Source organism: uncultured Slackia sp., assembly GCF_944321625.1.
In the GTDB taxonomy this organism is placed as follows: domain Bacteria; phylum Actinomycetota; class Coriobacteriia; order Coriobacteriales; family Eggerthellaceae; genus Slackia.
This window is the reverse complement of the sequence record NZ_CALUMA010000007.1, coordinates 1-25,078: the sequence shown is the minus strand read 5'-3', so window position 1 is coordinate 25,078 and position 25,078 is coordinate 1. Positions and strand designations below refer to the sequence as shown.

The window sequence follows — 25,078 nt, the reverse complement described above, 5'->3', positions numbered from 1 at the left end:
GTCGGCTGACAAGCCGGCGGAATCCTACTTGAACTGGCTCGGGTGCTTCTCAAAGAAATCGGTTCTGGGCGGCAGCTCTTTTACGGCGTGGCGGCCGACGGCGACCTCCTCGGGCTCACACAGCTCCTCCATGCCGTCGAACGGCGCGTCCCAGCTGAACACACGCTCGGGGTCGATCCGCAGGTACTCCGCGATCATCTCGCAGCCTGCGGGCGCAATCGGGTGCATGAGCAGCGCCGACACGCGCAGCGCGTAGAAGCTGTCCAGCAGCACCTGGCGGCGCAGGGCGTCGTCGTCTTCCTTCTCGGCGCGCTTGATGCCGTCCGACCAGCCCTTCTGCGCCCAACGGATGAACTCGTCCGCGCAGGTGAGCGCAGAATGCAGCTCGGCCTTGTGCATGATGGCCTCGAAATCGGCCAGCGCCTTCTGCGCGCGAACTACCATCTCCTCGCTCACGGCGCCCAGAGGCATGAAGCCTTCGAAGTTCTTCTGCGCCTCATAGAAGCAGCTACGCGCCAGGCGGTTGAAAACGTTGGTAAGCAGCGCCCCTTCTTTGAGTGCCGGGTCAGCCACGCGCGGGTCGGTGCGCACCTTGTCATCGGGGTCGAACGGCTTGGGCTTGAATCCCACGGATTTCTGGTCGAGACCCAGCGCCAGCCAATGCGCGCGCAGCTGCTCCACCGTGTAGTGATCCAGCAGGTCGTCAGCCGAAGGAGGCTTCACCGCGCCCGACGAAGACGCCTTAGTCTTGCCGAACAGGATGTGATGGTTCGCAATCAGGCGCGTCTGCTGCAGCTGCCCCGCCTCGGGTTTGGCCTGCATCGCGTTGCCGTCCTCGAGCGCCATCCACAGCGCCGGCTGCGCCACACCGTAGAAGTACAGGTTGTCCTGGCCGATAAACTGGTACACGCACGCGTCAGGCGAGCACCACCAGTCGCACACGTCGGCAAGCTCGCCGCCGCGGGCCTCGAGCGCCGCCGCACTGAAGCTGATGGGCGCCCACAGGCTCTCGGGCCAGCACCACACGGTAAGGTCGTCCACGCCGTCCATCGGGGGCACTTTCACGCCCCACTCCACGTTACCGGAGATGCGGAATGGCACGAGCGCCTTTCCGGTGCGGAAGCGCACGCCCGCCTCGGTGAGCACGTCGCGTGCCACGTCGCGGTCCTCGATGCGCTCGAACTCGATCTCGAAGGACTGCTTGCCCTTCTCGGCCTCACGGAACGTATGCGCAGGCAGTTTGTCGGCCACCGCACGATAGGCCTCCTCGAGCTCGTTCTTGATGAAGATGACGGGCGCGCCCAAAAACTCCTTCACCGTGCGCCACACCACAGGGCGAAGCTCGGCATCCTGCTCCATCTCATCGGTCAGCTCGCACAGGGGCGCTCGGAAGTTGGGCAGGTCGAAATACCAGTTCTGCACCGGACGCATCTCGGGAGTCTCGCCGGTGAGCGTGCTCTTGGGGGCGATCAGGTCCTGCGGCGCAAACTGATGGCCCAGGTCGCATTCGTCGGCGTAGGCCTTCTCCGACTTGCAGCCCTGCACGGGGCAATGCCCCAGCACCTGGCGGCCGTTGAGGAACTTGCCCGCCTTGGCGTCGTAGAACTGCAGCGTGGAATCCAGGTTCAGGTGCCCGTTCTCATGCAGGCGCTCGAGCACCGCGTTGGTCACCAGCTGATGCACCTCGCCCGCGCGGCCCAGGCCGCTTCCCTCGTAGATGGAAAGCGAGATGCCGTACGCATCGAGCGTGGCCTTCTGCTTGTCATGGTTGCGCTGCACGTAATCCGAGATGGTGCCCTCGAACCCCTCGTTTTCGCACGCCTTGCGATAGCCCTCCTCAATGGGCGATCCATAGCAGTCGGTGCCCGAAACGAACAGGACGTTCTCGGCCCCAATGCGGTCGCGCAGGAAGCGCGCATAGGCATCGGCCGGCACGAACACGCCGGCCACATGGCCGAAATGCAGTGTCTTGTTGCCGTAGGGCATACCCGCCGTCACCACGGCGCGGGCAGGCCAGGATTGCGTAGATATATAGCTCACGAAAGAACTCCCTCTTCCTTCAACAGGTTAACCAGGTCCTCGGCGGAAAGCTGCGACAGGTCGATGTCATCCAGCGCGCTGCCCGAATCGGCACCCAGCAAGTCCATCAGATAGCCCAGGTCGCTCGAGGTGGAAGTGAGATTCACGACCTCGTAATTCTCCCCGGAGATGCCGCCCAGCTCGGCCGCCTTGCCCAGTGCGTCGTCGTAGGTGCCAATCTCGTCGGCGATGCCGTTTTCAACCGAGGTCTTGCCTGCGAACTGCAAGCCCGTGGCCAGCTCGCGCACTTCTTCCACCGACATGCCGCGGCCATCGGCCACGTTCTGGATGAACGTCTCGTTGATCTCATCCACCAGATCCTGGTAGTACTGGCGCTCCTCGTCGGTCAGCGGACGCGTGCCGTAGCTGGAATCCTTGGAATCAGCGCTGGCGATGTTCTCGGTCTTGATGCCCAGCATGTCGAGCAGACCGGAAATGTCCTGCACCTGCATGATGGTGCCGATGGCGCCGATGGCCGTGGTCTCATTCACGTAGATGTAGTCGGCCTGACTGGAAATCTCGTAGGCCGCGCTGCAGTTCATCGATGCGCTGGACACCACGATGGGCTTGCTGAAATCGCGCACGTAGGCCGCCATCTCCTCGCCCGCCGTCGCCGTACCGCCGCCGGAGTCAACGCGCAAGACCACCGCCTTGATATCGGGATTTTCCTCGGCCTCCTTGAGCAGGTCGCGCAATCCCTCGGGGCTGCAGGAGCTGCCGTCGTACTGGATGGTGCCCATCATGTCGATCACGCCAACGCTGTCGCCCAACGTAATGATCTCATCGCTCATGCTGGAGAACGCGTCGGCGCCCGACGTGAGGCTGGACACGGTATGGGAGCACGAAAGCGCACCGATGGTGAACACGAACACGATGGCAAACAGGATAATGCCCAGGGCGATCCATCCGCCCTTGCCGCCCTTCTTGGGCTGCGCCGCCTGCGCGGGCGCATAGGCATATTGGGGTGCGGCGTAACCACCAGCATAAGGCTGCTGGACGTACGGGGGCTGTGGAGCGCCAGGCTGGACGTAGCCCGCCTGAGCGGAACCAACTGAGGCGGCCGCCTGGGGTTGCTGCGGGGCTTGGGGCTGGCCTTGCTGGGAGGGAGCTCCCTGCGACTGTTGCGCGCTCGTGTATCCCGCCGCCTGGGGCTGCCCGGATTGCGCCGCCTGGGGCTGCTGCGGCTGTGCCGCCTGGAGCTGCGATGGGGCGGGCTGCTGAGGAGCTCCTGCACCGTTCGGCTCAGGAGCACCTGGAATCATGCTGGGGTTGTCGGACATATTCGACCCTCTCTACTCATGTCCTCGCATCGAAAACGCCGACCGCCTGCCGGGGCCGCCTGCCAAACCGCGCGCGGGCAATGCTTCCCGCATGCGTCGAGCGGGCACGTCGCGTTTTCGCATGCGCACGCATTTCTCATGCGAACGCACGATGAAGACATGGTAGCGGAAAGAGCGGGCGACGGCATGCGGCAGAGGGATTTTGATACAATCCGCTGCTATGAAATCCATCGCACAGACACCCGAAAGCGCCCAGTGCCGCACCGCATACGTCGCCCTCTCCTGGATCGCCGTGATCGCCATGGCGGGCCTCATCTTCTGGATGAGCGCTAAAGACGGCACCACGCTCGATGAGAGCTCGGGCATCATCTCGCTCGTGAAGGCATGGCTTGCCGCTGCCGCCCAGGCCATCTTCGGCCATCCGGTGGATGTGTCGCCCGTGGGCCATTTCTTTGAATACCTCGCATTCGGCGCCCTGCTGGCGAACGCCCTGCGCTGGCACATGCCGTTGCGCCGCGCTGCCTTGCTCGCCATCGTTATCGCGAGCGCCTACGGCGTGACCGACGAGATCCATCAGATTTTCGTGCCCATGCGTTCGTGCGACCCCGCCGATTGGGCAGTTGATACGGTTGCCGCTGCCCTAGGCGCGCTCATCGTCTTCGCCGTTCTGCGCAAGCGCGATCGCACCAAGCCGAGCCGTTAAGCGAGCACCTTAAAGACGGCTTTCTTAACCGGCGCGGGCTCGCCCACCGCGATGCCCGGCTTGTGCCCATCGCCAGGGAAGCATGCCACGAACATGCCGGGCACCATGACTACCGACGCATTGGCGTGACCGCTCAGGAACATGTTGTCGGCCGCCTCGTCGAACGGTTCGGCCGCCAGCTTCTCAATCGGCTGCACGTCGATGCGCTCGGCGCCCGATACCACCACCTGCACGTCAATGTAGCGCCTGTGGGCCTCGAACGTGCACTCCCCGAACGGCTTGGTGGTGTACTCCGATACGTTGGCGAACAGCGCGTCGCCGTCGATGGCATGGCGACCGGGCTCGAGTGCCGTCAAATCATGCGTGCGCGCGTATTCCACGGCACGGCGCACGCCTTCGTGGCCAATCTCGTTGAGGTCAATCGCGTCTATCGAGCCAAAAATCATGGGTATCCTTTCTTCTGTCATCAAAAACGCGGAGCCGGCATCGTGCCAGCTCCGCACCGGTTTCCCGCAAACGTCGAACTAGCCCAGAAGCTCGCGGCCTGCCGCCTCGAGCGCATCGAGCAGCGCCTCTGCCCCATCGCGGCTCTCGTCCTTGGCGAACAGGTAGAGCTTGATCTTGGGCTCGGTGCCGCTGGGGCGCACGATGACCTTGCAATCGCCCTCCAAGCGGAACTCCACCACGTTGGCGCTGGGCAAGCCCGTATCGTCGTGCGCGTAATCCACAACGCCCACCACCGCACGGCCGGCAATCTCGGCCGGCGCCTTGCTGCGCAGGCGCGCCATGATGCCCTTCATGCGCGCGTCACCGTCGGCCCCGGGATACGCGATGGGCACGGTGCGGTTGAGCCACCAGCCATACTTCGCATACAGGTCGCGCATCGCGTCCACGAGCGTCTTACCCTGGGTGCGCCAGTAGCGCGCCATCTGACAGATGAGCATGCTGGCCACCACGGCATCCTTGTCGCGCACGTGCGTGCCGGCCAAATAGCCGTAGCTCTCCTCGAAGCCGAACATGAAGCGGTCGGCCTCTCCCGCCGCCTCCAAGCGCCCGATGACCTCGCCGATGTACTTGAAGCCGGTGAGCACGCGGCGCAGCTCGAAACCGTACTCCGCGGCGATTGAACCGGCCATGGCAGAAGAAACGATGGTGGTCACCGCCACGCTACGCGTAAGGTCCTCGCCGCGTGCCGCCTTCTTGCGCGCGATGAAATCCATGAGCAGAATGCCCATCTCGTTGCCCGTGATGAGCGTGTAGTCGTCGCCGTCCTCGCAGGCCACGCCCACGCGGTCGGCGTCGGGGTCGGTGGCAAGCAGCAGGTCATAGGGCCTACCGGCCGCCTTGGCGCTGCGGCACTTCTCGATGCCGGCCTCAAGCGCGGCGCGCTCCTCGGGATTGGGGTACTCGCAGGTGGGGAAATCGCCGTTGGGCAAATCCTGGCCCGGCACCACGTTCACATACGGAATGCCGATGCGCTCGAGCGTCTGGCTCACGCACTCAAGGCCCGTGCCGCACAGCGGGGTGTACAAAAGCGAAAGCGGCGCCTCGGCCTCTCCGGGCTCCTCCTGCGACTGATCAAGCACAGCCGCGATGAAACGCTGGATGGTATCCTCGCCAATCCAGGAGATGGTGCCGTCGAATGCGGCCTTCTGGAAATCCACCGTCTTGGCGCACGGAGCCTCGCCGCCGGCGAAGTAGCCCAGCGCCGCGATGCGCTCCGAGATCTCAGTGGCAGCCTCGCTCGTGATCTGGCAGCCGTCGGGGCCGTAGACCTTGTAGCCGTTGTAGGCCGCGGGATTGTGGCTCGCGGTCATGTTGATGCCGGCGGAACAGCCCAAATCGCGCACGGCGAACGAAAGCGCCGGCGTGGGCTCAACGCGCGGATAGATATAGCTCTTGATGCCGTTAGCTGCCAGCACGCTCGCCGCCGTGTCCACGAACAGCTCGCCCTTGTGACGCGAGTCGCGCGCAATGGCCACGCTGGGATTCTCGAAATGCGCGTTCAGGTAATCCGCCAGGCCCTGGGTAGCGCGTGCCACCGTATACACGTTCATGCGATTCGTGCCGGCGCCGATGATGCCGCGCAAGCCCGCCGTGCCGAATTCGAGATCCTTGAAGAACGCGTCCGTGGCGGCGGAGCTATCGCTCTTCGCAGCAGCCTCGGCCATGGCATCGAGCTCTGCGGCAAGCTCCTCCATCTTGATGAAGTCGGGCGCAAAGCCGCACTTCAGCGTATCGCCCTCGACATTGGCGCGCCATTCCTGGAGCATCGATTCGATTCTCTCGTCGTTCACCTTTGCTTCCTCTCTTTGCGGCTTCCGCCATCGCAGCGCAGCCCTCTATGTCATACCGCCGCGCCCAAGCACGGCCCGTCTTGCATTATCCCGTCATTTTGACGCAAAAAACGCGTCCAAACGGACAAATTAGCGTCAAAATGACGGGATTCCTTTAAAGAAAAGCCCGCCGGAATACCCTAGACGCTTACCGCGGGCCCACATTGCAATGGTGCCCGGGCTTTTACGCGGTTTCGGGCATGAAAGCGAGCAAAAGCCCGGGCACCATTTCCGCGCGCAATCACTCCCCCGCATCCAGGAAAATCTTGCGGGTGACGAAGTTCCACACCATCACGATGGCGGTGGCACCGATCTTGGTTATCAGATAGTGGATGCCCAAAAGCTCCACGCCCGCCCACATGCACAGGTTGTTGATGACGAGGCCAATGACTGAGAGCACCACGAAGATGATGAACTCGCGGCGACGGCTCATGTCCTCCTTGTGCGTGAACACGTAGCGCATGGAGGCAACGTAGTTGAACACCACCGACACCGTGAACGAAATGGTGGCGCTCACCAGGTAGTTCACGCCGAACGCCTCGGTGAGCAGCGCCAGCAGGCCGTAGTCGATCACAAACGCGATCGCACCCACCACACCGAATTTCATAAACTGTGCAATTAGGTTCTTCATGCATGCCTTCCAGAAGAAAACGAACGTCCAAGTGTCTTGCCTTGAGAAAAAGGGGCATCTCAGCGGTCTTGCGAGCGGGCCGGAGGGGCCATGCAGAATCATTTGTTTCTCTCCAACTTCTTATTTATAAAGCTGGGGAAACGAGTGAGGCGCATAGCGAGCGAAGCGAGCGGTAGCCGAACGCGTGTTCTGCATTGGCCCCTCCGGCCCGCTCGCAAGACTCAGCCCATCATGTCCAGAATTGGAAAATCTCCAGCAGCGCCTGATACGCCCACGGATACGCCTGGCTCCACCATCCGGCCTCGTCGACCAGACACAGCAGGCATGAATACACCACGCCCACGGCAACCACCAGCGGCAGCACGCGCACGAACAGCCGCTGCGCCGTGGAACCCGGCTTGAGGTTCTCGTTGAGAATGAACGCCAAGAGCACCGCCGCCATCAGGAACATAATACTGAAATCGGCGAAGTAGCGCTGCAGGATGCCCGCCACCTCGGCGTCGGCTATACCGATGATCACGCCCGAGGCAATGAGCACGCCTATGACGCCTGCCACCGTACGCGTCTTGCGCTGGGCCGTGCGCATCTTGAGGATGCGGCCCGCAAACAGCAGAATCCAGAGGATCGGGAAGCATGCGAAGATGCCGCCGAACGTAGGCTCCTTGACCGTCTGCCCCAAATACGTGGTGTCAAACGGCACCGCCTGCAGATACGGGAACACGCCGTTCGTCGAAGGCGACTGGAAGAAATACGCGAACAGCGCCGGCGCAATGCGCCCCACCGCCATGCCGCGCTTGGTCATGTCGTTCACCGTGAGATTGTAATTGGCGCCGAAATCGAGTGGACTGCCGAAGCGCGCCTTGTTGTACCACATAATGAACGCGAGCACGAGCACATACGGCGCTATCAGGCATGCAAACTGACGCGCGCCCGCGGCGGTTTTGATGTGCCCCTCGGTGATAAACAAGCGCCAGAACAGCGGAAACGCCAGAAAGCTCAGCATGACGATCTGCGGGCGGCATCCCACCACGAGCGCCATGCACAGCGACCCTGCGAAATACCAGCCTTCAGGCCTCGCGCTTGAGCGACCCACCATCCAAAAGTACAGGCCCCATACCGAAAACGCCAAGGCCAGCATGATGGGCAGAGAGTAGAACGTGGGGAATTTCAGCAGGTACAGCACGCCGCAGCATGTGACGAGTGCAATCTGGAGCAGCAAATACACGCCTACGCTTACACGCTTGAAGTGGTAGCGCGCAAAACGGTCGAGCAGCGCCGACACGCCCGCCACGAACGCTGCCATGCCAATAATCACGCCGATGGCCGTGGGGAAATTCGCCCCGGTAAGCAGATAGAACGGCAGATAGAACACCAGCACCGGCACCACGCCGAAGTACACATAGTAGTGGCCTTCGTAATACGCAACATCCCACAGATAGTTCTCGCCCGTTTCCTTGACGGCCTGGTCACGCGCACCGCGGTCGTAGGGGTCCTCCATGTTCTGGAGCCAGTTGGGCGGCTCTTCCTCCAGATACAGCTTGCCGTTGGCCATGCTCTTTGCCAGCTCGGCGTACTGCTGCGCGTTGTCGCCGCCCGCCGGGAACGTGTTCACGATGCTCACGCCGTCCCACGACCCGGTGTTGTAATTGGCCGTGGCGACCCCCACCAGGTTGGAGCCCATGAGGGTGAACGACGCAGCGAGCCATATCTCCACCACCGCCGTACCGATGACGGCAATCTTGGAGCGGTGCGGATGCTCTTTGATGTAGGTGCGATACAGGCTGCTCTTGGGCCGAAATGCATAGGCAAGCACCAGAATGAACGCCGCGATCCCAAAGCGCATCATATTGAACGAGAACGGCTCCGGCGCGTTGACCTGGATGCTGTTCAGATAGACCGGATACACCGTATCGTCATCGCCAATCTGAATGCGCAGCATGCCCATCTCGCCCGAGGCGTTCAGGTTGAGGAACTCGCTTTCGTCGTTGTTGGTGGCCACGTAGGTCACGGGGACGCCGGATGTGTATTCGGTATCGTCGAAATACGTGGAGTGGGCGTCATCGGTGAACCAGATTTTCACGGGCACGTTCTGGGCCGACTGCCCACCGTCGAAATCGAGCCTCACATTGTGGACCTCGACACCGAGGTAGTCGAATTCAACCGTGTTGTCGGATGCCGCCACGCGAAAGCGCCCGTCGGAGGTCTGCGCAAGATCGATTTTGGCATCCAGCGTGACCGTTTCCCAGGAAAGGCTGCGCCAGTGATTGAAGTTGAACACGAACGCCTCGCACAACGCGGCGCATGCCAAGATGACGCAGATGACCTTGGCAAAATGCCGCATCTGCGGATGATGGGTGGCGATGAACTCGCGCAACAATGTGAAGAAGGCACGCATGAGGGATATTATACCGTCGTTCCGCTAATCGACAGCAATTCTCAATGAAACGCTACGACCGAGTCGGCAGCGCATCGTCTCATGGACGAATCGTACGAAGGTCTTTTCCAGACATAAAAGAACCTCCCGTTTCTCATGTCCAAGAAACGGGAGGCAGTTCACTCTGCGTACGGGGCGTTGTTCGCTTTAAGCCCTTTTGCCCTAAAGCTTGAGGAGCTTCTTCACGTCAGCATACACCGTATCAACGGGGCGATCGCCATCGACGTCGACCAGAACGCCCTGCTCCTTGTAGTAGCCGATGAGCGGAGCGGTGCTCTTCTCGTACACAGCGAGGCGGTTGCGCACGGTGGCCTCGTTGTCATCGTCGCGCTGGTACATCTCGCCGCCGCACTTGGGGCAGGAGGCGTCGGCGGTGGTGCCGATATAGCCGCATTCCTTGCAGCAGCGACGCTCGGTCAGACGCTTCACGATGACCTCGAAGTCTACGTCGACCAGCAGCGCGGCATCCAGCGGACGCTCGATCTTCTTGAGCAGCTCGTCCAAGGCCTCCGCCTGAGCAGTGGTGCGGGGGAAGCCGTCCAGGATGAAGCCCTCGGCGGCGTCGGGCTGCTGCAGACGCTCGTTCATCAGGTCGATGATAAGGCTGTCGGGCACCAGATCGCCCGCATCCATGAACGCCTTGGCCTTCATGCCCAGCTCGGTCTGGTTCTTCACCGCGGCGCGCAGGATGTCGCCCGTGGAGATATGCGGAGTGCCGAACTCCTCGACGAGCTTGGAGGCCTGGGTGCCCTTGCCGGCGCCGGGGGCGCCCAACAACACGATGTTCATAAACCGGTTCCTTTCGTTTTGTTCACAGTGCTTCTATTGTACGCCGCAAGCAGCAAAAATAACAGACTCGCCAGGTAAGCGGCACAGAAGCCATGTGCCAGCTATTCCTTGGAGCCCCTCATTCGCACAAAAGTCAGCGAGGGCAAATCTGGCGAGTCATATTGCCTTGAAAGAGGAGTGCCGCGTACTACGTACGCAAACGACGATTGAAAGGCAAGATGGCCGCCAGATTTGGCCGCAGTGTCGAGCAGTACTTCGGCTGCTAAACCGAAGTACCGTTAAGCTCATGAAGATCCCAAAGGCCCTTCAGCAGCAGATCGGGGTCGTATATCACCGAACGACGGCAGGCGGGCACGATAAGCTTGGACACCCCGCCCGTGACCACGGCAGTCACAGGCTCGCCCAGTTCGTCGGCGATGCGGTCGGTCAAGCCGTCCAGCATGGCGGCATTGCCGTACACCATGCCGCTGCGCATGCAGTCGACCGTCTCGCGCCCAATCAGGTGCTTGGGCTGTTCGAACTTGATGAACGGCAGCTGCGACGCCTTGGCGGTCAGCGCATCCTGAGAGATGACCACGCCCGGTATGATGATGGAACCCAGATACACCTTGTCGGCGCTCACGATGGAGCACGTGGTTGCCGTGCCCATGTCGTAGATGGCAAGGGCACCCTCGTAATCGTTCACAGCGCCGGCGGCGTCGGCAATCATGTCGGCGCCCAATCGCTCGGGCGTGTCCATGTCGATGGTGAACCCCAGATTCATGTCATGGCGCACCACCATCGGGTCGCGTCCCGCCTTCGCGTGCACCGAGGCAACCACCGAATCGGTGAGCTCGGGCACGACGGACGACACGATGGCACCGGTCACGCCGGAAAAATCGAAGTGCTGCATAGCCACCAGCGCCTCGAAGTTCTCCATGAACTCTTCCACGGTGCGGCGCTTATCGGTAGGAAAACGAATATGCGAAGCCAGCACGCCGCGTTCAGGCATAAGCCCCATGCATACGTTGGTATTGCCGATATCCACGGTGAGAAGCATGCGAATCTCCTAGCTCGGAATTGCTAATCCACGGGTAGCGCGAACAGCTCGGTCAGGAGCCTGTCGGCCGCCTCCTCCTTGTCCATAAGCGGCAGGTCAACCTCGCCGTCGTGCGTGATGAGCGTGAGGTGGTTGGTAGCCGTGCCGAACCCCGCACCGTCCTCCTTGAGACAGTTCGCGCAGATCATATCCACGTTTTTACGCGTTAGCTTCGCGCGGGAGTTTTCCAACACATCGCGCGTCTCCATCGAGAAGCCGCACAGGCGCTGGCCGGGAATGCGGTGCGCACCGAGCCACGCAAGGATGTCCTGCGTACGTTCGAGCTCGATAGCCATGTCGCCGTCCTTCTTCTTCACCTTGTCAGAGGCCACGCTCTTGGGACGGTAGTCGGCCACGGCAGCAGCCTTGATGATGGCATCGCATTCAGGCGCGCACGAAGTCACGGCCTCGAACATATCCTGCGCACTCACGATGTCCACACGCTCGACACCCAGAGGCGTATCCAGGTTCACCTGGCCGGCCACAAGCGTCACCTTCGCGCCACGCATAGCCGCGCGCTTGGCGATGGCGAAGCCCATGCGGCCCGTGGAATGGTTGGTGATATAGCGCACCGGATCGATGGACTCCTGCGTGGGGCCGGCGGTCACAAGCACGTGCTTGCCCGCGAGGTCCTTGGTCGTAGCGCACGCATAAATCACGTAGTCGCGCAGCATCGTCTCGGACGGAAGCTTGCCCGCCCCCACCGCGCCGCATGCAAGCGTGCCCGACGCGGACGGAATCACCGTCACGCCGCGAGCCGCGAGCGTATCCAGGTTTTCCTGCGTGGCTGCGTTGGCGAGCATGTTGGAGTTCATGGCGGGAGCCACCAGCACAGGGCTCGTCGATGCCTGCACGGCCGCGCACACCACGCCATCGGACAAGCCCAACGCAAGACGCGCCGCGGTGTTCGCCGAAAGCGGAGCCACGATGACCACATCGGCCGCCTGCCCCGCCTCGCGCGCCGCGGCAACCGCCTCGGCGGCGCATCCCACGGGCACCTTCTCGTGCGTGAGGGCCTCAAACGTCAGATCGGAGATGAACTTGGTGGCTGCCTCCGTCATGACCACGCGCACACGCGCGCCCTGCTTCATCAGAAGCGATGCCAGATTGGCGGATTTATAGGCCGAAATGCTTCCCGACACGCCCAGAACGACGGTCTTCCCCTCGAGCATTCCCATAGACGCCCCTTCCGCGAGATTCATACAGAGTCCCAAGCATTATAGAGTGAGCAATCCCGAAGATGCCGAAGACCTGTACTTACCTGCTCGCATTCGCATAAATAACAGCGAAAGGCCGTCCGGTGCCCCAGGCAGACGTGATGGGGCGAGCGTAGCGTACTTTGGTACGTAAGCTCACGCCAGCGCGGCTGGATGGGGCACCGGACGGCCTTGCAGCGTCGTAGCGCCTCAAACGAAAAAGCGCCGTCCGGATAGGACGGCGCAATCACTACTTGAAGAAGCCCTCGTAGTTGTGCATCTTCAGCTGGCTCTCGATCTTGCTCATGGTGTCCAGGGCCACGCCGATCATGATGAGGATGGACGTACCGCCGAACGCGGAGATGAGCTGGTTGCCGGTGAAGCTGAACAGGATGGACGGGATGACCGCGATGAGCGCGATGTACAGACCGCCCGGGAGCGTGATGCGGTTGATCACGTTCTTGATGTACTGCGTCGTGGCGGAGCCGGGACGCACGCCGGGGATGAAGCCTCCCTGCTTGCGCAGGTTGTCGCTGGTCTCCTCGGGGTTGAACACCATGGAGGTGTAAAAGTACGCGAAGAACACGATCAGCACCAGGGTGAGGATCCAGTTGATCCAGCCCTGGCTGATGGCGTCGGCCGCAGCGGTGAGCCAGCCCACGTTGAACAGCGCCGCAAGCTGCGCCGGGAAGTACAGCAGGCAGCTGGCGAAAATGATGGGGATGACGCCCGCGGCGTTCACCTTCAGCGGGATGTAGGTGGTCTGGCCGCCCATCATGCGGCGACCCTGGATACGCTTGGCGTAGTTAACCGGGATGCGGCGCTGCGCGCGCTCCATGAAGATGATCGCGGGAATGCAGGCCAGCACCACGACGATGATCAGCGCGGTCACGGCCAGGCCCATGCCGAAGTCGCCCGTCAGGTTGATGGACGAGAAGATGGCGCCGGGCACCTGCGACACGATGGACGTGAAGATGATCAGCGACATGCCGTTGCCCACGCCACGCTGCGTGATGAGCTCGCCCATCCACATGATGAGCGCCGTGCCCACCAGCAGCGAGAACACCACGATCACGTTGGTCACCATCTCGGGCACCTGATCGGAGAACACCACGCCATAGGCGCTGCTCTTGAACAGGAACAGGTAGCCGATGGCGTTGATCAGGCCCAGGACCAGCGTCAGGTAGCGGGTGATCTGGGTGATCTTGCGGCGGCCCGTCTCGCCCTCACGCGCCCAGCGGCCCACGGCGGGAATGACGCCCTGCATGAGCTGCATGATAATCGACGCGGTGATGTAGGGCATGATGCCCAGCGAGAACACCGAGAAGTTGGACAACGCGCCGCCGGTGAACAGGTCCAACATCACCATGCTGGCGCCGCTGTCGGCAAATGCGTTGGCGAATTCATTAAACGGAATGCCCGGCACCGGAATGCCCGCACCCAGGCGGTACAGCGCCAGGATACCCAAGGTGAACAGGATCTTCTTGCGAAGCTCCGGCACCTTGAAGGCTTCGATGATCGACGTTAGCAAGGCTGCTCGACCTTTCCTCCGGCCGCTTCGATCTTCGCCGCGGCGCTAGCAGAAACCTTATCGACCTTCACGGTCAGGGGCTTGGTGATTTCGCCGTCGCCCAGCACCTTCACCAGCACATCGACGTTCTTGATGATGCCAGCATCCACCAGAGCCTGATGGTCAACCACAGCACCGGCCTCGAACTTGAGGTCGAGACGGGACACGTTCACGGGAGCGTACTCGACGCGGTTGGGGTTGCGGAAGCCAGGCAGCTTAGGCAGACGCATAGCCAGAGGAGTCTGGCCGCCCTCGAAGCCATTGCGCTTGCCGCCACCGGCACGAGACTTCTGACCGTTCATACCGCGGCCGGCGGTCTTGCCGTAACCGGAGCCATTGCCGCGACCGACGCGCTTACGCTTCTTCGTAGAGCCCTCTGCGGGAACGAGATCCTTGAGTTCCATGTTTCATTTCCTTTCGCTTTTTTCGGACGAGGACACATCCTCCGCCTCAGCCGGCAGCTCGCTCGCCGGCCAACTCCAATTGCTCGCTTGCGCGAGGGCGCACTTCGCCCCATAAAACGCAAGCTTTGCAATGATACAAGAAAATCCCGTCGCAGGGACGAGATTTTTCATGATTTCACGCTTTCATCTCCGGTTTCGAACGCCGCCTGTCAGCGGGAACGAAACTCGCGCATCCAGCGCTTCACAATGTTGCGGTTCGTGATGCCGTAGCGCTCCATGACATCCACGGTGGCGATGCCGCTCAATCGATCACGCACAGCGGCAGCTTCACCTCTTTGGAGTAGGCGATATGCCCCTTGCTGCAGGTGCAGAACTGTTCGGTGCCGAGCGCCTTCCAGGCATACATCCAGTCGCGAACCGTCTGGCGGTTGATGCCCAGCTCGGTCGAAACCGCCTTGTATCCCCAGCCTTGCTCGAACAGCAGGGCGGCGCTTCGCCTCTGTTCTGCTCCCCTCCCCGCCACAATCCCCTCTCCTTTGGCGTTGATGCGATTTGATGCAAACATAAAACGCCGGCACTGTAGCCGGCGCAAGCTTGCACATGAAAAGAGGCCGCCCATTGGACGGCCTCGATAATTAGTCTTCCACAACCTCGACGAGGTGCTTGACCTTGAAGATCATGCCACGGATGGACGGATTGTCCGGCTGATCAACGGTGCGGCCAATCTTGCCAAGGCCCAGCGCCTTCAGGGTCTTGCCCTGGTCGGCCTTGCGACCGATGGCGGAGCGGGTCTGGGTGATGTGGAGGGTCTTAGCCTCAGCCATGGTTTAAGCCTCCTTCTTCTCGGACCAGCCGTAGATCTCAGCAACGCTCATGTTGCGGCGAGCAGCCACTTCATTGGCGCTGGAGAGGCCCTTGAGGCCCTCAGCGGCGGCCTTGACGATGTTCATCGCGTTGTCGGAGCCCAGAGACTTACCGAACACGTTCTCGACGCCGGCGAGCTCCATCAGAGCACGAACCGGGCCACCAGCGATAACGCCGGTACCAGGGGCAGCGGGCTTCAGGAACACGCGGCCCGCGCCGAACACGCCCATGATCTCATGGGGCAGAGTCGTGCCCTCGGTCAAAGGCACGGTGAACATGTTCTTCTTGGCGTCTTCGATGCCCTTCTTGATGGCGATAGGCACTTCCTGGCTCTTGCCCATGCCAACGCCAACACGACCGTTGCCGTCGCCCACGACCACGAGCGCGGTCAGAGCGAAGCGGCGGCCACCCTTGACGACCTTGGAAACGCGATTGATGTAGACCACGCGCTCCTGAAGCTCAGGAACGGCGGACTGATTCTTTTCTTCTTTACGAGGAGCCATAAATGTCCTATCCCTTCCTAGAACTTCAGACCGGCTTCGCGAGCGGCCTCGGCCAGCGCCTTGACGCGGCCATGGTACAGGTTACCGCCACGGTCGAACACGATCTCAGTGATACCGGCGGCAACAGCCTTCTCGCCAGCGATCTTGCCGAAGGCGGCAGCGCCCTCGACGTTAGCGCCGGACTTGCCGGTTGCCTTGAAGTCCGGGCCGAGCGTGCTCACGCCCAGCAGGGTCTTGCCGGCCACGTCGTCCACGAACTGGACGTAGATGTTGGAGTTGGAGCGCGTGACACAGAGCCTCGGGCGAGCGGCGGTACCGGAAATCTTACCGCGCACGCGACGATGGCGACGAGCCAGCGCAGCTTGCTTCTTCATGAGTTTCTTCATCGTAAAAATCCCTTCACGCCTTTAAGCTACTTGTCGCCCTTGGCGGCCTTGCCCAGCTTGCGGCGGACAACTTCGCCCTCGTAGCGGATACCCTTGCCCTTGTAAGGCTCAGGCTTGCGCCACTTGCGGATGACAGCGGCGGTCTCGCCCACCTGCTGCTTGTCGGCGCCGTTCACGACGATATGGGTCTGATCAGGCACCTCGAAGGTGATGCCCGCGGGAGGCTCCACGACGACGGGGTGAGAGTAGCCCAGCTGCATCTCAAGGTTGGAACCCTTGAGAGCGGCACGGTAGCCGACGCCCACGAGCTCGAGCTTCTTCTGGAAGCCGTTGGACACGCCCTCGACCATGTTGGCGATGAGGGTACGGGTCAAGCCATGGAAGCTCTTGGCCTGGCGGGAATCATCAGGACGGGTCACCACGATCTGGCCGTCCTCGAACACGACGTTCATCATCGTGTTGAAGTCGTAATCAAGCTCGCCCTTGGGACCCTTGATGTGAATGTGGTTACCCTCGATGGACACTTCGACTCCGGCAGGAACCGGAATGGGGTGCTTACCGATACGAGACATATCTAGCTCCTTCCTTTCCTACCAGATGTACGCGATCACTTCGCCGCCGACGCCGGCCTTGCGAGCGTCGCGGTCGGTCATAACGCCCTTGGACGTGGACACGATGGCGGTGCCCAGGCCGCCCAGCACGCGGGGCAGCTCGTCCTTGCCGGCATAGATGCGCAGACCAGGCTTGGAGATGCGCTTGATGCCGCGGATGACCTTGGACTTCTTCTCGCCGTACTTAAGCGTGATCTCGAGGATGTCACGAGGCTGGTTCGGGATGATCTCGAAGCCCTGGACATAGCCCTCTTCGGTCATGATGCGGGCGATTTCGGTAAGCTTCTTGGAAGACGGCATGGAAACCGTAGCCTTACCGGCAGAGTTAGCGTTACGCACACGCGTAAGCATATCTGCGATGGGATCGTTCATGCTCATGTGTTGTTTCTCCTTTGGTTCGTGATGAGCGCGATCGGAGGTACGCAATGGCGCCCTTAGCGCGTGCGCCTTACCGACCGGCACATGGACGCAACTTCTAGCTTACCAGGAAGCCTTGGTCACGCCGGGCAGTTCGCCTTTGTTAGCGAGTTCACGCAGGCACACGCGGCAGAGTCCGAACTTGCGGTACACAGAGTGCGGACGGCCACAGCGAGTGCAACGGGTGTACTTGCGAGTCGAGAACTTCGGCTCGCGATTCGCCTTGGCGATCATCGACTTTTTTGCCATGCTTTTCCTTCTTTCCTATTTCTTCACTCGATGGCAATCGAGTAGAAACCAAAATCAGTGGGACGCTACTTCTTGAACGGGAATCCAAGGGCGTCCAGAAGGGCCTTGGCATCCTCGTTGTTGTCAGCGGTGGTGACGAACGTGATGTCCATACCGCGAGAACGGTCGATCTTATCGTACTCGATCTCGGGGAAGATCAGCTGTTCGGTGATGCCGAGGGTGTAGTTGCCGCGGCCGTCGAAGGACTTCGGCGAAATGCCGCGGAAGTCACGCACGCGGGGCAGAGCCGTGGACAGCAGGCGGTCCAGGAACTCCCACATGCGGTCGCCGCGAAGGGTGACCTTGCAACCGATGGCCTGGCCCTGGCGAATGTGGAAGCCAGCGATGGACTTCTTGGCACGCGTGGCGCAGGGCTGCTGGCCCGTGATCACACGCAGGTCAGCCATGGCGGCGTCGAGCTGCTTGGAATCGTGAGCGGCCTCGCCCACGCCCATGTTCACGACGATCTTCTCAAGACGGGGAACCTTGTTGATGTTGTCGATGGCAAGCTCTTTCTCGAGCTTGGCGACGATTTCGGTGGTGTACTTTTCCTTCAGACGAGGAGTAGCCATCTTTAAATTTCTCCTAACCGATGAATTAAACGCAGGATTTCCGACCCCGCGTCCCTACACCTGCGTGAAAACACACAGGGAGGGTCATTCTACCAAGTAAGCGGGGATTTTGAAACCCCCGCTCACAAAGTACATTTATTTCTTCTTGGGCTCGTCGATATCGGCGCCGCACTTCTTGCAGACGCGAATCTTCGTGCCGTCCACGCGCTTGTTGGACACGCGGGTGGGCTTGCCGCACTTGGGGCACACCAGCATCACGTTGGACACGTGAATCGGGGCCTCCACGCTCATGATGCCGCCCTGCGGGTTCTGCTGCGTGGGACGCATGGCCTTCTTCACGATGCCGCAGCCCTCAACGACGACGCGCTGCTTCTGCGGAACGCTACGCAGGATAACGCCCTGCTTGCCCTTGTCCTTGCCGGCGATGACCTCGACCTTATCGCCCTTCTTGACGTTCATCTTCATGTCTCGCACCTCCCTTACAGCGTTTCAGGTGCCAGAGACACGATCTTCATGTACTTCTTGTCGCGCAGCTCGCGGGCGACGGGCCCGAAGATACGGGTGCCCTTGGGAGCGCCGGAGTTGTCGATCAGGACGGCAGCGTTCTGGTCGAAGCGGATGTAGCTGCCGTCGTTGCGACGGACCTGCTTCTTCACGCGCACGACGACGCAACGCACGACGTCGCCCTTCTTGACGTTGCCGTTCGGCATAGCTTCCTTGACGCTGCAGATGATGACGTCACCGAGGCCAGCGTAGCGGCGCTTGGAGCCGCCCAGGACCTTGATGCACTGCACCTTGCGTGCGCCGGAATTGTCGGCAACGTTCAGCATGGTTTGCATCTGAATCATTGTGCAATCCTTCCGATACTATCTCAACCTGCAGCGAGATTACTTGGCCTTCTCCACGATCTCGACGAGGCGCCAGCGCTTCATCTTAGACAGCGGACGGGTCTCCATGATGACCACAGTGTCGCCCACGCCGCACTCGTTGTTCTCGTCGTGCGCATGGAACTTCTTGGTCGTGGTCATCATCTTGCCGTACACGGGGTGCGGCTTACGCTCTTCGGTCTTCACCACAATGGTCTTGTCATTGGCCGCGCTCACGACGACGCCCTGACGGACCTTGCGGGAGTTACGGGTCACTTCACTCATATTTCCCACCTAATCCTTACTTCTGTGCGCCGGAAGCGGCGATCTCACGGGCGCGCTGCTCGGTCAGAAGACGCGCGATGTCCTTCTTGACCTGCTTCACGCGAGCGGTGTTGTCCAGCTGGCTGGTGGCCATCTGGAAGCGCAGGTTGAAGAGCTCTGCGCGAGCCTCCTTGAGCTTAGCGGTCAAGTCGTCGGAGGAAAGTTCACGAATCTCGACGGCCTTCATTATTCAGCCACCTCCGTTTCCTTGGAAACGATCTTGCACTTGATGGGCAGCTTATTGATGGCCAGACGGAGGGCTTCCTTGGCGGTAGCCTCGTCAACGCCGTCGATCTCGAACATGATGCGGCCCGGCTTCACGACGGCAACCCACGCCTCGGGGGTGCCCTTACCGGAACCCATACGGGTCTCGGCGGGTTTCTGCGTGATCGGCTTGTCGGGGAAGATGGTAATCCACACCTTACCGCCACGCTTCATGTAACGGGTCATAGCGACACGAGCAGCCTCGATCTGGCGGTTCGTGATCCAGTGGGCCTCTTGGGCCTGGATGCCCCAGGAGCCGTGGTTGAGCTTGGTGTAGCCCTTGGCACGACCCTTCATGGAGCCACGCTGCACCTTACGGTGACGTACGCGCTTAGGAGCTAGCATTGCTTAGCACCCCTTTCTTAGCGGTCGTGGCGGTCGTTGTTGCGGCGACCGCGGGACGGACGGGAGCTACCTTCCAGAGCGGGCTGGGGAACCTTGCCGCCGGGAAGCTTTTCGCCGTGGTAGATCCACACCTTGACGCCGATGGAGCCCATGGTGGTGGCGGCGGTGGAGAAGCCGTAGTCGATCTTGGCACGGAGGGTGTGCAGAGGCACGCGACCCTCGCGGTACCACTCGCGGCGGCTCATCTCGGCGCCACCCAGGCGACCGGCGCACTGGATGCGGATGCCCAGGGCGCCCGACTTACGGGCGGACTGGACGGCCTTGCGCATCGCACGACGGAAGGCGACGCGGCCCTCGAGCTGCTCGGCGACGGACTGGGCGACCAGCGTGGCATCGAGCTCGGGGCGCTTGACCTCGACGACCTCGATGTTCACGGGACCGCCGACGACCTTGGCGAGCTTCTTGCGAAGAGCCTCGATCTCGGCGCCCTTCTTGCCGATCACAACGCCGGGACGGGCGGTGGTGATGATGACCTTCACCTTGTCGCCAGCACGCTCGATCTCGATCTTGGCGACGGCAGCCTTGGCCAGCTGCTTGTTCAGGAACTTACGGATCTCAAGGTCGTTCGCCAGGTTCTTGGCGTAGTCCTTGTCTGCGTACCAGCGGCTGCGCCAGTCCTCGGTGATACCGAGACGGAAGCCGGTGGGCATTACTTTCTGACCCATGCTTATGCCTCCTCTCGCGGCGCAACGATGACGGTGATGTGGCTGGAACGCTTGCGGATGCGCGAAGCGGAGCCCTTGGCACGCGGACGAATGCGCTTGAGAGTGGGACCCTCGTCGACGTAGGTGGCCTTGACGACCAGGTTGCGGGTGCTCATGTGATGGTTGTGCTCCGCGTTAGCGACGGCGGAGTTCAGAACCTTCTCCACGACCTCGGCGACGGCGCGGTCGGAGAAGCGCAGAATCTCACGAGCGGATTCAACCTTCTTGCCGCGGATGAGGTCGACGACCATGCGTGCCTTGCGGGGGCTCACACGCACGTACTTAGCGACAGCTTTTGCTTCCATGTGTGCTTACCTCCTTACTTCTTGCCCTTGTCGGCATGACCCTTGAACGTACGGGTGGGGGCGAACTCGCCCAGCTTGTGACCGACCATGGACTCGGTGACGTAGACGGGCACGTGCTTGCGACCGTCATGCACGGCGATGGTGTGACCCACCATTTCCGGGAAGATGGTCGAAGAGCGGGACCACGTCTTGATGACGTTCTTTTCGCCGGCAGCGTTCATCGCAGCGATGCGACCGAGAAGACGCGGCTCAACGAAAGGACCTTTCTTCAAACTTCTGCTCACAGTTACTCCTTAACGTTTAAGTCGCTTACTTGGTCTTGCGGCGACGGATGATCAGGCGGCTCGACGCCTTCTTGGGATTGCGGGTGCGATGGCCCTTGGTGGGAACGCCCCACGGAGTGACGGGATGACGACCAGCGGACTTGTTCTTGCCCTCGCCACCGCCGTGCGGATGGTCGACCGGGTTCATGACGGTACCGCGGACGGAGGGACGGATGCCCTTCCAGCGGTTACGACCGGCCTTACCGATCTTGATGTTGGAGTGCTCCGCGTTTCCAACCTCGCCCACAGTGGCGCGGCAGGTGAGCAGCACGCGGCGCATTTCGGAGGAAGGCATACGCAGGATGGCGTACTTGCCCTCCTTGCCCATCAGCTGGATGGAGGTGCCGGCGGAACGGGCCAGAGCGGCGCCCTTGCCAGGCTGCAGCTCGACGGCGTGGATCAGAGTACCCACGGGAATGTCAGCCTGGGGCAGAGCGTTGCCGGGCTTGATGTCGGCATCGGAGCCGGAAACCACCATGTCGCCCACCTTCAGGCCCTTGGGGTGAAGGATGTAGCGCTTCTCGCCGTCGACGTAGTGCAGCAGCGCGATGCGGGCGGAACGATTGGGATCGTACTCGATGGTCGCGACCTTAGCGGGCACGCCGTCCTTGTTGCGCTTGAAGTCGATGATGCGGTAACGGCGCTTGGTGCCGCCACCCTGATGACGCGTGGTGATACGGCCATAGTTGTTGCGACCCGCTTTCTTGTTAAGCGGCGCAAGCAGCGACTTTTCCGGGGTGCTTCGGGTGATCTCGGAGAAATCCGAAACCGTCTGGAAGCGGCGACCCGGGCTGGTCGGCTTGTATTGCTTGATTCCCATCAAACAACCTTTCTTCCTTGGAGCCCTGCTCGCGTGCCACTCCATGCACGTACCAGGAACTCCCCTTACTTACCGGGAAACGATTGCCGAATGAGGCGCTTATCGAGGAGTGTGCGCCCTCGACTCCGTTTCCACGCGTCCGGGTGTGTCCATACACCGCCAGACGCAAATACGACATTATAAAGGCCGATTTGGGCCGATGCAAGGATTGTTTTGTCTTCACAAGATGAGCGAATTCTTGGAGCGCGGAGGCACGCGGCCGTTGGTTCGGCGCCGCTGCCCACCGGGCGCACCTATGCGTCGATTGCAGGAAGCATGCCCTTGAGCTCTTCGGCGGATGCCTGCAGTTCGGCGAGCTCCTCAGCATTCAGGTCGAGTTCGATGATCTCGCGCACGCCTTCGCGACCGAGCACCACGGGCACGTTCATGCACATGTCATGGATGCCGTATTCGCCGCCGAGCTTCACGCAGGCGGTCATCTCGACGCCGGTGTCGCGCAGGATAGCCTCCACCATATAGAAGATGCCGGCGGCCGGGCCGTAGAACGAGGATCCCGTTTGGAGCAGGTCCACGATCTCGATGCCGGAGTTGCAGGCGCGCTCGCACGCTTCCTGGATGTCGGCGGCGCTCATCACGCTGGAAAGCGGCTTGCCGTCTACGGTGCAGATGCGCGGCAGGCATACCATCCCCTGCCCGTGGTTGCCCAGCACCCATGCCTCCACGCGGCTGGGATGGACGCCGAGCTTTTCGCAGATGGCGAATTTGAGACGCGCGCAGTCAAGGCGCCCGCCCATACCAATCACGCGCGTGGCCGGAATGCCCGCGTGGCTGCATGCCAGATAAGTGGTGACGTTGAGCGGGTTGCTCACGCAGATGACGATGGCATCAGGGCTTTGCGCGAGTGCCTGCTTGACCGAAGAAACCATGATGCCCGCGTTGGTGGTGAGCAGATCCTCGCGCGTCATGCCGGGCTTGCGCGCGATGCCGGCGGTGATGACCACGATGTCGCTTCCCGCCGTGTCGGCGTATTCGGACGTGCCGCGCACCTTGAGGCCCGAATCGAGCACGGAGCACATATGCATCATGTCGAGCGCCTTGCCGCGTGCGGCCCCCTCATTGATGTCGAGCAGCACGACGTCGGCAAGCCCCTGCGCTGCGATATGCGATGCTGCGGTGGCGCCCACGTTTCCCGCTCCGATGATGCTGACCTTGGCCATGGCCCCTCCCCTTTTTGATGTCCCTCTTGCTTCATTGGTTTGCGGCAGAATATCCCACCATGCGCATCGCGCATGCTGCGAGTGCGGTTCTCCATACATTTATAATGGTGAGCGGCTCGTGAAAGGATGAGCGCAACGTCGGAGGAGAGGAGCTCCCAATGGAAGATGCCCGTTTCAATGCCGGTCTTATTCGCGTCATCACATGCGAGGGGTCGTCGCTTGGCGTGCATGCGCGCCTCCTGGAAGCCGCCTACCCCAGCCTGCGCATTGAAAGCCGCTGCATTCCGGACCAGCCCGAGGGCATCCATTCGCACGAGATGGAGCTTGAGGCGGTGCCGAAGATCGTCGCGCTGGCCCGCGAGGCGTTTGCGGATAAGGATGTCATCCTGGTGAGCTGCGCCGAAGACCCCGGTGCGCCGGAGATTCGCGCCGCGCTGCCGCATGTTCCCGTGGTCGGGGCCGGCGAGGCCGCCTGCGCGATGGCGCTCAAGTACGGCTCGCGCGTGGGCGTGCTGGGCATCACCGACGTGGCGCCCAAGGCGTACCTGCGCATGCTGGGCGCGCCCCTGTTCGATGGCGAAGGAGCGCCCCTTTCCGACGGCGAGCAACAGCATACGGGGCATGGCTGCCTCGTAGCCAACGTTCGCCCGCACGGTGTGCACACGACGCTTGATTTGCAGACGCCCGAAGGGCGTGCGGCCTGCATCGAAGGCGCCCAGCTGCTCAAGCGCCTCGGCTCCGAGGTCATCGCGCTCGGATGCACCGGCATGGCCACCATCGGCATCGCCCGCGAGCTCGAGGAGGCGACGGGGCTGCCCGTCGTGGACCCCGTACTCGCCATGGGAGCCTTCGCCGCATTCGAGGCAGCGAAGAGGCGGAGCTAGAAGCCCAAGTCCTCCGCGATCAGAATCACCTTGACGCGGCCGGTATGGCGGTTGTGGCACACAAGGACAGGCGGCATTCTTGGGGAGCAACGTAATTCGCTTGCTTGGCATGATTTCGATGCTTGTACTACCATAAGTAATACAAAACGAACCAAGGAATACAGGAGGGGGCACCATGGCCGGAAGAATAATCGGCGGAAAGCTCAAATACCGCCTCGCCCTTCCTATTACCATCGTCATATCTCTTCTGCTCGCCGTGAGTATCGTCTCCGATTACTTCCTCCAGAAATACCAAAACGAAGACGCATTGCGCGAGCAGGCATATATGCTCTCGCAGCAAATGCAGGCTATTTGGGATTTCGTTTCCGTGAACCAAGACCGCATCAATACCGACGCAGATGGCAGTTACAATTTCAAAGGACTCCACTGCTCAATCGTCGGCACATCGGTAGGGGCCCTCTTTACCGACCGAACCGATTACGTATTCCGCTATGTCTCGGATGCGCCACGCAACGACAAAAACACGCCCGACGCCCTCGAAACGGAGGCCATCGACGCGTTTCGCGCCGATTCAAGCCTGAAGGAATACGCATCTTTCGGCACCCTTGAAGAGAATGGAGACGAATACTACCGATATTTGGTTCCCCTCAAGATGAAATCGGACTGCGTTTCGTGCCACGGCGGGCCCAAGGGAGAAATCGACGTTACAGGATTTCCGAAAGAGGGATATTCTGAGGGCGACCTGGTCGGCGTCGCCAGTATCTCCATCCCCACTGAACTGTATCGAAACGACCTTGCAGAGCAGACGGCGCTGCAAGCGCTTAT

Annotated in this window: 32 protein-coding genes; 3 read left to right on the top strand and 29 right to left on the bottom strand. The window is 61.4% G+C overall.

Going from position 1 to position 25,078, the window contains the following annotated elements; genetic code table 11:
- Positions 1 to 24 precede the first annotated feature (24 nt).
- Positions 25 to 2,040, bottom strand: a complete 2,016-nt coding sequence (locus Q0J60_RS00675; RefSeq protein WP_294438269.1) for a class I tRNA ligase family protein — start codon at positions 2,038 to 2,040, stop codon at positions 25 to 27.
- Positions 2,037 to 3,359 carry a signal peptide peptidase SppA gene (sppA, locus tag Q0J60_RS00670; RefSeq protein WP_294438268.1) on the bottom strand — a complete coding sequence of 441 codons (1,323 nt, stop codon included), beginning with the start codon at positions 3,357 to 3,359 and terminating at the stop codon, positions 2,037 to 2,039. The genes Q0J60_RS00675 and sppA overlap by 4 nt, the downstream gene beginning before the upstream one ends.
- 220 nt (positions 3,360 to 3,579) lie before the next feature.
- Between sppA and Q0J60_RS00665 the strand changes: the two genes are divergently transcribed.
- Positions 3,580 to 4,062 carry a VanZ family protein gene (locus tag Q0J60_RS00665; RefSeq protein WP_294438267.1) on the top strand — a complete coding sequence of 161 codons (483 nt, stop codon included), beginning with the start codon at positions 3,580 to 3,582 and terminating at the stop codon, positions 4,060 to 4,062.
- On the opposite strand, the gene Q0J60_RS00660 is transcribed toward Q0J60_RS00665, so the two are convergent.
- The 27 genes from Q0J60_RS00660 to Q0J60_RS00530 form a co-directional block, all read right to left on the bottom strand.
- On the bottom strand, positions 4,059 to 4,508 hold the full coding sequence (locus Q0J60_RS00660; protein WP_294438266.1) for a YhcH/YjgK/YiaL family protein: 450 nt from the start codon (positions 4,506 to 4,508) through the stop codon (positions 4,059 to 4,061). The genes Q0J60_RS00665 and Q0J60_RS00660 overlap by 4 nt on opposite strands.
- Positions 4,509 to 4,586: 78 nt before the next feature.
- The gene (locus Q0J60_RS00655) at positions 4,587 to 6,359 is read right to left on the bottom strand and encodes a phospho-sugar mutase (RefSeq protein ID WP_294438265.1); all 1,773 of its coding nucleotides are present in this window, start codon (positions 6,357 to 6,359) and stop codon (positions 4,587 to 4,589) included.
- Between the two features lie 280 nt (positions 6,360 to 6,639).
- Positions 6,640 to 7,029, bottom strand: a complete 390-nt coding sequence (locus Q0J60_RS00650; protein WP_294438264.1) for a GtrA family protein — start codon at positions 7,027 to 7,029, stop codon at positions 6,640 to 6,642.
- Between the two features lie 229 nt (positions 7,030 to 7,258).
- Positions 7,259 to 9,403, bottom strand: coding sequence for a cytochrome C oxidase Cbb3 (locus Q0J60_RS00645; protein WP_294438263.1), 2,145 nt, complete (start codon positions 9,401 to 9,403; stop codon positions 7,259 to 7,261).
- 222 nt (positions 9,404 to 9,625) lie between these two features.
- Positions 9,626 to 10,252 (bottom strand): adenylate kinase, encoded by a 627-nt coding sequence (locus Q0J60_RS00640; RefSeq protein ID WP_294438262.1) that lies wholly within the window; start codon positions 10,250 to 10,252, stop codon positions 9,626 to 9,628.
- Positions 10,253 to 10,514: 262 nt separating this feature from the next.
- Positions 10,515 to 11,291 (bottom strand): type III pantothenate kinase, encoded by a 777-nt coding sequence (locus Q0J60_RS00635; protein WP_294438261.1) that lies wholly within the window; start codon positions 11,289 to 11,291, stop codon positions 10,515 to 10,517.
- Positions 11,292 to 11,314: 23 nt separating this feature from the next.
- A complete protein-coding gene (gene coaBC / locus Q0J60_RS00630) occupies positions 11,315 to 12,508 on the bottom strand; it encodes a bifunctional phosphopantothenoylcysteine decarboxylase/phosphopantothenate--cysteine ligase CoaBC (RefSeq protein WP_294438260.1) in 1,194 nt (397 codons plus the stop codon).
- A 268-nt stretch (positions 12,509 to 12,776) separates the two neighbouring features.
- A complete protein-coding gene (gene secY / locus Q0J60_RS00625; protein WP_294438259.1) occupies positions 12,777 to 14,057 on the bottom strand; it encodes a preprotein translocase subunit SecY in 1,281 nt (426 codons plus the stop codon).
- Positions 14,051 to 14,500, bottom strand: coding sequence for a 50S ribosomal protein L15 (rplO, locus tag Q0J60_RS00620; RefSeq protein WP_273120849.1), 450 nt, complete (start codon positions 14,498 to 14,500; stop codon positions 14,051 to 14,053). The genes secY and rplO overlap by 7 nt, the downstream gene beginning before the upstream one ends.
- Positions 14,501 to 14,801: 301 nt before the next feature.
- Positions 14,802 to 15,065: a helix-turn-helix domain-containing protein gene (locus Q0J60_RS00615; RefSeq protein ID WP_294438257.1), complete on the bottom strand. Its 264-nt coding sequence runs from the start codon at positions 15,063 to 15,065 to the stop codon at positions 14,802 to 14,804.
- Positions 15,066 to 15,135: 70 nt separating this feature from the next.
- The gene (gene rpmD / locus Q0J60_RS00610) at positions 15,136 to 15,324 is read right to left on the bottom strand and encodes a 50S ribosomal protein L30 (protein WP_123208197.1); all 189 of its coding nucleotides are present in this window, start codon (positions 15,322 to 15,324) and stop codon (positions 15,136 to 15,138) included.
- 3 nt (positions 15,325 to 15,327) lie between these two features.
- The gene (gene rpsE, locus Q0J60_RS00605) at positions 15,328 to 15,867 is read right to left on the bottom strand and encodes a 30S ribosomal protein S5 (protein WP_294438256.1); all 540 of its coding nucleotides are present in this window, start codon (positions 15,865 to 15,867) and stop codon (positions 15,328 to 15,330) included.
- A 17-nt stretch (positions 15,868 to 15,884) separates the two neighbouring features.
- On the bottom strand, positions 15,885 to 16,253 hold the full coding sequence (gene rplR / locus Q0J60_RS00600; protein WP_294438255.1) for a 50S ribosomal protein L18: 369 nt from the start codon (positions 16,251 to 16,253) through the stop codon (positions 15,885 to 15,887).
- A 26-nt stretch (positions 16,254 to 16,279) separates the two neighbouring features.
- Complete coding sequence (gene rplF, locus Q0J60_RS00595) at positions 16,280 to 16,825, bottom strand: 50S ribosomal protein L6 (protein WP_294438254.1); 546 nt, start codon at positions 16,823 to 16,825, stop codon at positions 16,280 to 16,282.
- Between the two features lie 18 nt (positions 16,826 to 16,843).
- Positions 16,844 to 17,242 carry a 30S ribosomal protein S8 gene (rpsH, locus tag Q0J60_RS00590; protein WP_123208201.1) on the bottom strand — a complete coding sequence of 133 codons (399 nt, stop codon included), beginning with the start codon at positions 17,240 to 17,242 and terminating at the stop codon, positions 16,844 to 16,846.
- Between the two features lie 102 nt (positions 17,243 to 17,344).
- Entirely contained in the window at positions 17,345 to 17,530 is a 186-nt protein-coding gene (locus Q0J60_RS00585) for a type Z 30S ribosomal protein S14 (RefSeq protein ID WP_273120833.1), read from the bottom strand.
- Positions 17,531 to 17,595: 65 nt separating this feature from the next.
- A complete protein-coding gene (rplE, locus tag Q0J60_RS00580) occupies positions 17,596 to 18,141 on the bottom strand; it encodes a 50S ribosomal protein L5 (protein ID WP_294438253.1) in 546 nt (181 codons plus the stop codon).
- 135 nt (positions 18,142 to 18,276) lie between these two features.
- Entirely contained in the window at positions 18,277 to 18,600 is a 324-nt protein-coding gene (gene rplX / locus Q0J60_RS00575; RefSeq protein WP_294438271.1) for a 50S ribosomal protein L24, read from the bottom strand.
- A gap of 20 nt (positions 18,601 to 18,620) precedes the next feature.
- Positions 18,621 to 18,989 (bottom strand): 50S ribosomal protein L14, encoded by a 369-nt coding sequence (rplN, locus tag Q0J60_RS00570; RefSeq protein ID WP_123208204.1) that lies wholly within the window; start codon positions 18,987 to 18,989, stop codon positions 18,621 to 18,623.
- A gap of 39 nt (positions 18,990 to 19,028) precedes the next feature.
- On the bottom strand, positions 19,029 to 19,292 hold the full coding sequence (gene rpsQ, locus Q0J60_RS00565; RefSeq protein WP_294438252.1) for a 30S ribosomal protein S17: 264 nt from the start codon (positions 19,290 to 19,292) through the stop codon (positions 19,029 to 19,031).
- Positions 19,293 to 19,308: 16 nt separating this feature from the next.
- Positions 19,309 to 19,518 carry a 50S ribosomal protein L29 gene (gene rpmC / locus Q0J60_RS00560; RefSeq protein WP_123208206.1) on the bottom strand — a complete coding sequence of 70 codons (210 nt, stop codon included), beginning with the start codon at positions 19,516 to 19,518 and terminating at the stop codon, positions 19,309 to 19,311.
- Entirely contained in the window at positions 19,518 to 19,940 is a 423-nt protein-coding gene (rplP, locus tag Q0J60_RS00555) for a 50S ribosomal protein L16 (RefSeq protein WP_294438251.1), read from the bottom strand. Before rplP ends, rpmC begins: the two co-directional genes overlap by 1 nt.
- Positions 19,941 to 19,957: 17 nt before the next feature.
- A complete protein-coding gene (gene rpsC / locus Q0J60_RS00550) occupies positions 19,958 to 20,665 on the bottom strand; it encodes a 30S ribosomal protein S3 (RefSeq protein ID WP_294438250.1) in 708 nt (235 codons plus the stop codon).
- 2 nt (positions 20,666 to 20,667) lie between these two features.
- A complete protein-coding gene (gene rplV, locus Q0J60_RS00545) occupies positions 20,668 to 21,009 on the bottom strand; it encodes a 50S ribosomal protein L22 (protein ID WP_123208209.1) in 342 nt (113 codons plus the stop codon).
- Between the two features lie 14 nt (positions 21,010 to 21,023).
- Positions 21,024 to 21,293, bottom strand: a complete 270-nt coding sequence (rpsS, locus tag Q0J60_RS00540; RefSeq protein ID WP_294438249.1) for a 30S ribosomal protein S19 — start codon at positions 21,291 to 21,293, stop codon at positions 21,024 to 21,026.
- Between the two features lie 25 nt (positions 21,294 to 21,318).
- A complete protein-coding gene (gene rplB / locus Q0J60_RS00535) occupies positions 21,319 to 22,152 on the bottom strand; it encodes a 50S ribosomal protein L2 (protein ID WP_294438248.1) in 834 nt (277 codons plus the stop codon).
- A 293-nt stretch (positions 22,153 to 22,445) separates the two neighbouring features.
- On the bottom strand, positions 22,446 to 23,369 hold the full coding sequence (locus Q0J60_RS00530) for a malate dehydrogenase (protein ID WP_294438247.1): 924 nt from the start codon (positions 23,367 to 23,369) through the stop codon (positions 22,446 to 22,448).
- Between the two features lie 158 nt (positions 23,370 to 23,527).
- Here Q0J60_RS00530 and Q0J60_RS00525 point away from each other — a divergent pair, with 158 nt between their 5' ends.
- The gene (locus Q0J60_RS00525) at positions 23,528 to 24,253 is read left to right on the top strand and encodes an aspartate/glutamate racemase family protein (RefSeq protein WP_294438246.1); all 726 of its coding nucleotides are present in this window, start codon (positions 23,528 to 23,530) and stop codon (positions 24,251 to 24,253) included.
- Between the two features lie 175 nt (positions 24,254 to 24,428).
- The coding region (locus tag Q0J60_RS00520; RefSeq protein WP_294438245.1) for a DUF3365 domain-containing protein at positions 24,429 to 25,078 on the top strand (650 nt) is incomplete at its 3' end.

Excerpts from the sequence above, each read along its gene's own strand:
- coaBC (WP_294438260.1), bottom strand. The coding sequence starts at position 12,508 with ATGGGAATGCTCGAGGGGAAGACCGTCGTTCTGGGCGTGTCGGGAAGC.
- rpmD (WP_123208197.1), bottom strand. The coding sequence starts at position 15,324 with ATGGCTGAGGCTAAGACCCTCCACATCACCCAGACCCGCTCCGCCATC.
- Q0J60_RS00585 (WP_273120833.1), bottom strand. The coding sequence starts at position 17,530 with ATGGCAAAAAAGTCGATGATCGCCAAGGCGAATCGCGAGCCGAAGTTC.
- rplN (WP_123208204.1), bottom strand. The coding sequence starts at position 18,989 with ATGATTCAGATGCAAACCATGCTGAACGTTGCCGACAATTCCGGCGCA.
- Q0J60_RS00615 (WP_294438257.1), bottom strand. The coding sequence starts at position 15,065 with ATGTTTGCATCAAATCGCATCAACGCCAAAGGAGAGGGGATTGTGGCG.
- rplX (WP_294438271.1), bottom strand. The coding sequence starts at position 18,600 with ATGAACGTCAAGAAGGGCGATAAGGTCGAGGTCATCGCCGGCAAGGAC.
- rplF (WP_294438254.1), bottom strand. The coding sequence starts at position 16,825 with ATGTCTCGTATCGGTAAGCACCCCATTCCGGTTCCTGCCGGAGTCGAA.
- Q0J60_RS00640 (WP_294438262.1), bottom strand. The coding sequence starts at position 10,252 with ATGAACATCGTGTTGTTGGGCGCCCCCGGCGCCGGCAAGGGCACCCAG.
- Q0J60_RS00650 (WP_294438264.1), bottom strand. The coding sequence starts at position 7,029 with ATGAAGAACCTAATTGCACAGTTTATGAAATTCGGTGTGGTGGGTGCG.
- rplR (WP_294438255.1), bottom strand. The coding sequence starts at position 16,253 with ATGAAGAAACTCATGAAGAAGCAAGCTGCGCTGGCTCGTCGCCATCGT.
- sppA (WP_294438268.1), bottom strand. The coding sequence starts at position 3,359 with ATGTCCGACAACCCCAGCATGATTCCAGGTGCTCCTGAGCCGAACGGT.
- rplB (WP_294438248.1), bottom strand. The coding sequence starts at position 22,152 with ATGGGAATCAAGCAATACAAGCCGACCAGCCCGGGTCGCCGCTTCCAG.
- rplP (WP_294438251.1), bottom strand. The coding sequence starts at position 19,940 with ATGCTAGCTCCTAAGCGCGTACGTCACCGTAAGGTGCAGCGTGGCTCC.
- rplV (WP_123208209.1), bottom strand. The coding sequence starts at position 21,009 with ATGGAAGCAAAAGCTGTCGCTAAGTACGTGCGTGTGAGCCCCCGCAAG.
- Q0J60_RS00635 (WP_294438261.1), bottom strand. The coding sequence starts at position 11,291 with ATGCTTCTCACCGTGGATATCGGCAATACCAACGTATGCATGGGGCTT.
- rpmC (WP_123208206.1), bottom strand. The coding sequence starts at position 19,518 with ATGAAGGCCGTCGAGATTCGTGAACTTTCCTCCGACGACTTGACCGCT.
- rpsE (WP_294438256.1), bottom strand. The coding sequence starts at position 15,867 with ATGGCTCCTCGTAAAGAAGAAAAGAATCAGTCCGCCGTTCCTGAGCTT.
- rpsC (WP_294438250.1), bottom strand. The coding sequence starts at position 20,665 with ATGGGTCAGAAAGTAATGCCCACCGGCTTCCGTCTCGGTATCACCGAG.
- rpsH (WP_123208201.1), bottom strand. The coding sequence starts at position 17,242 with ATGAGCATGAACGATCCCATCGCAGATATGCTTACGCGTGTGCGTAAC.
- rplO (WP_273120849.1), bottom strand. The coding sequence starts at position 14,500 with ATGGAACTCAAGGATCTCGTTCCCGCAGAGGGCTCTACGAAGAAGCGT.
- rpsQ (WP_294438252.1), bottom strand. The coding sequence starts at position 19,292 with ATGAGTGAAGTGACCCGTAACTCCCGCAAGGTCCGTCAGGGCGTCGTC.
- rplE (WP_294438253.1), bottom strand. The coding sequence starts at position 18,141 with ATGGCTACTCCTCGTCTGAAGGAAAAGTACACCACCGAAATCGTCGCC.
- Q0J60_RS00530 (WP_294438247.1), bottom strand. The coding sequence starts at position 23,369 with ATGGCCAAGGTCAGCATCATCGGAGCGGGAAACGTGGGCGCCACCGCA.
- Q0J60_RS00665 (WP_294438267.1), top strand. The coding sequence starts at position 3,580 with ATGAAATCCATCGCACAGACACCCGAAAGCGCCCAGTGCCGCACCGCA.
- Q0J60_RS00660 (WP_294438266.1), bottom strand. The coding sequence starts at position 4,508 with ATGATTTTTGGCTCGATAGACGCGATTGACCTCAACGAGATTGGCCAC.
- Q0J60_RS00525 (WP_294438246.1), top strand. The coding sequence starts at position 23,528 with ATGGAAGATGCCCGTTTCAATGCCGGTCTTATTCGCGTCATCACATGC.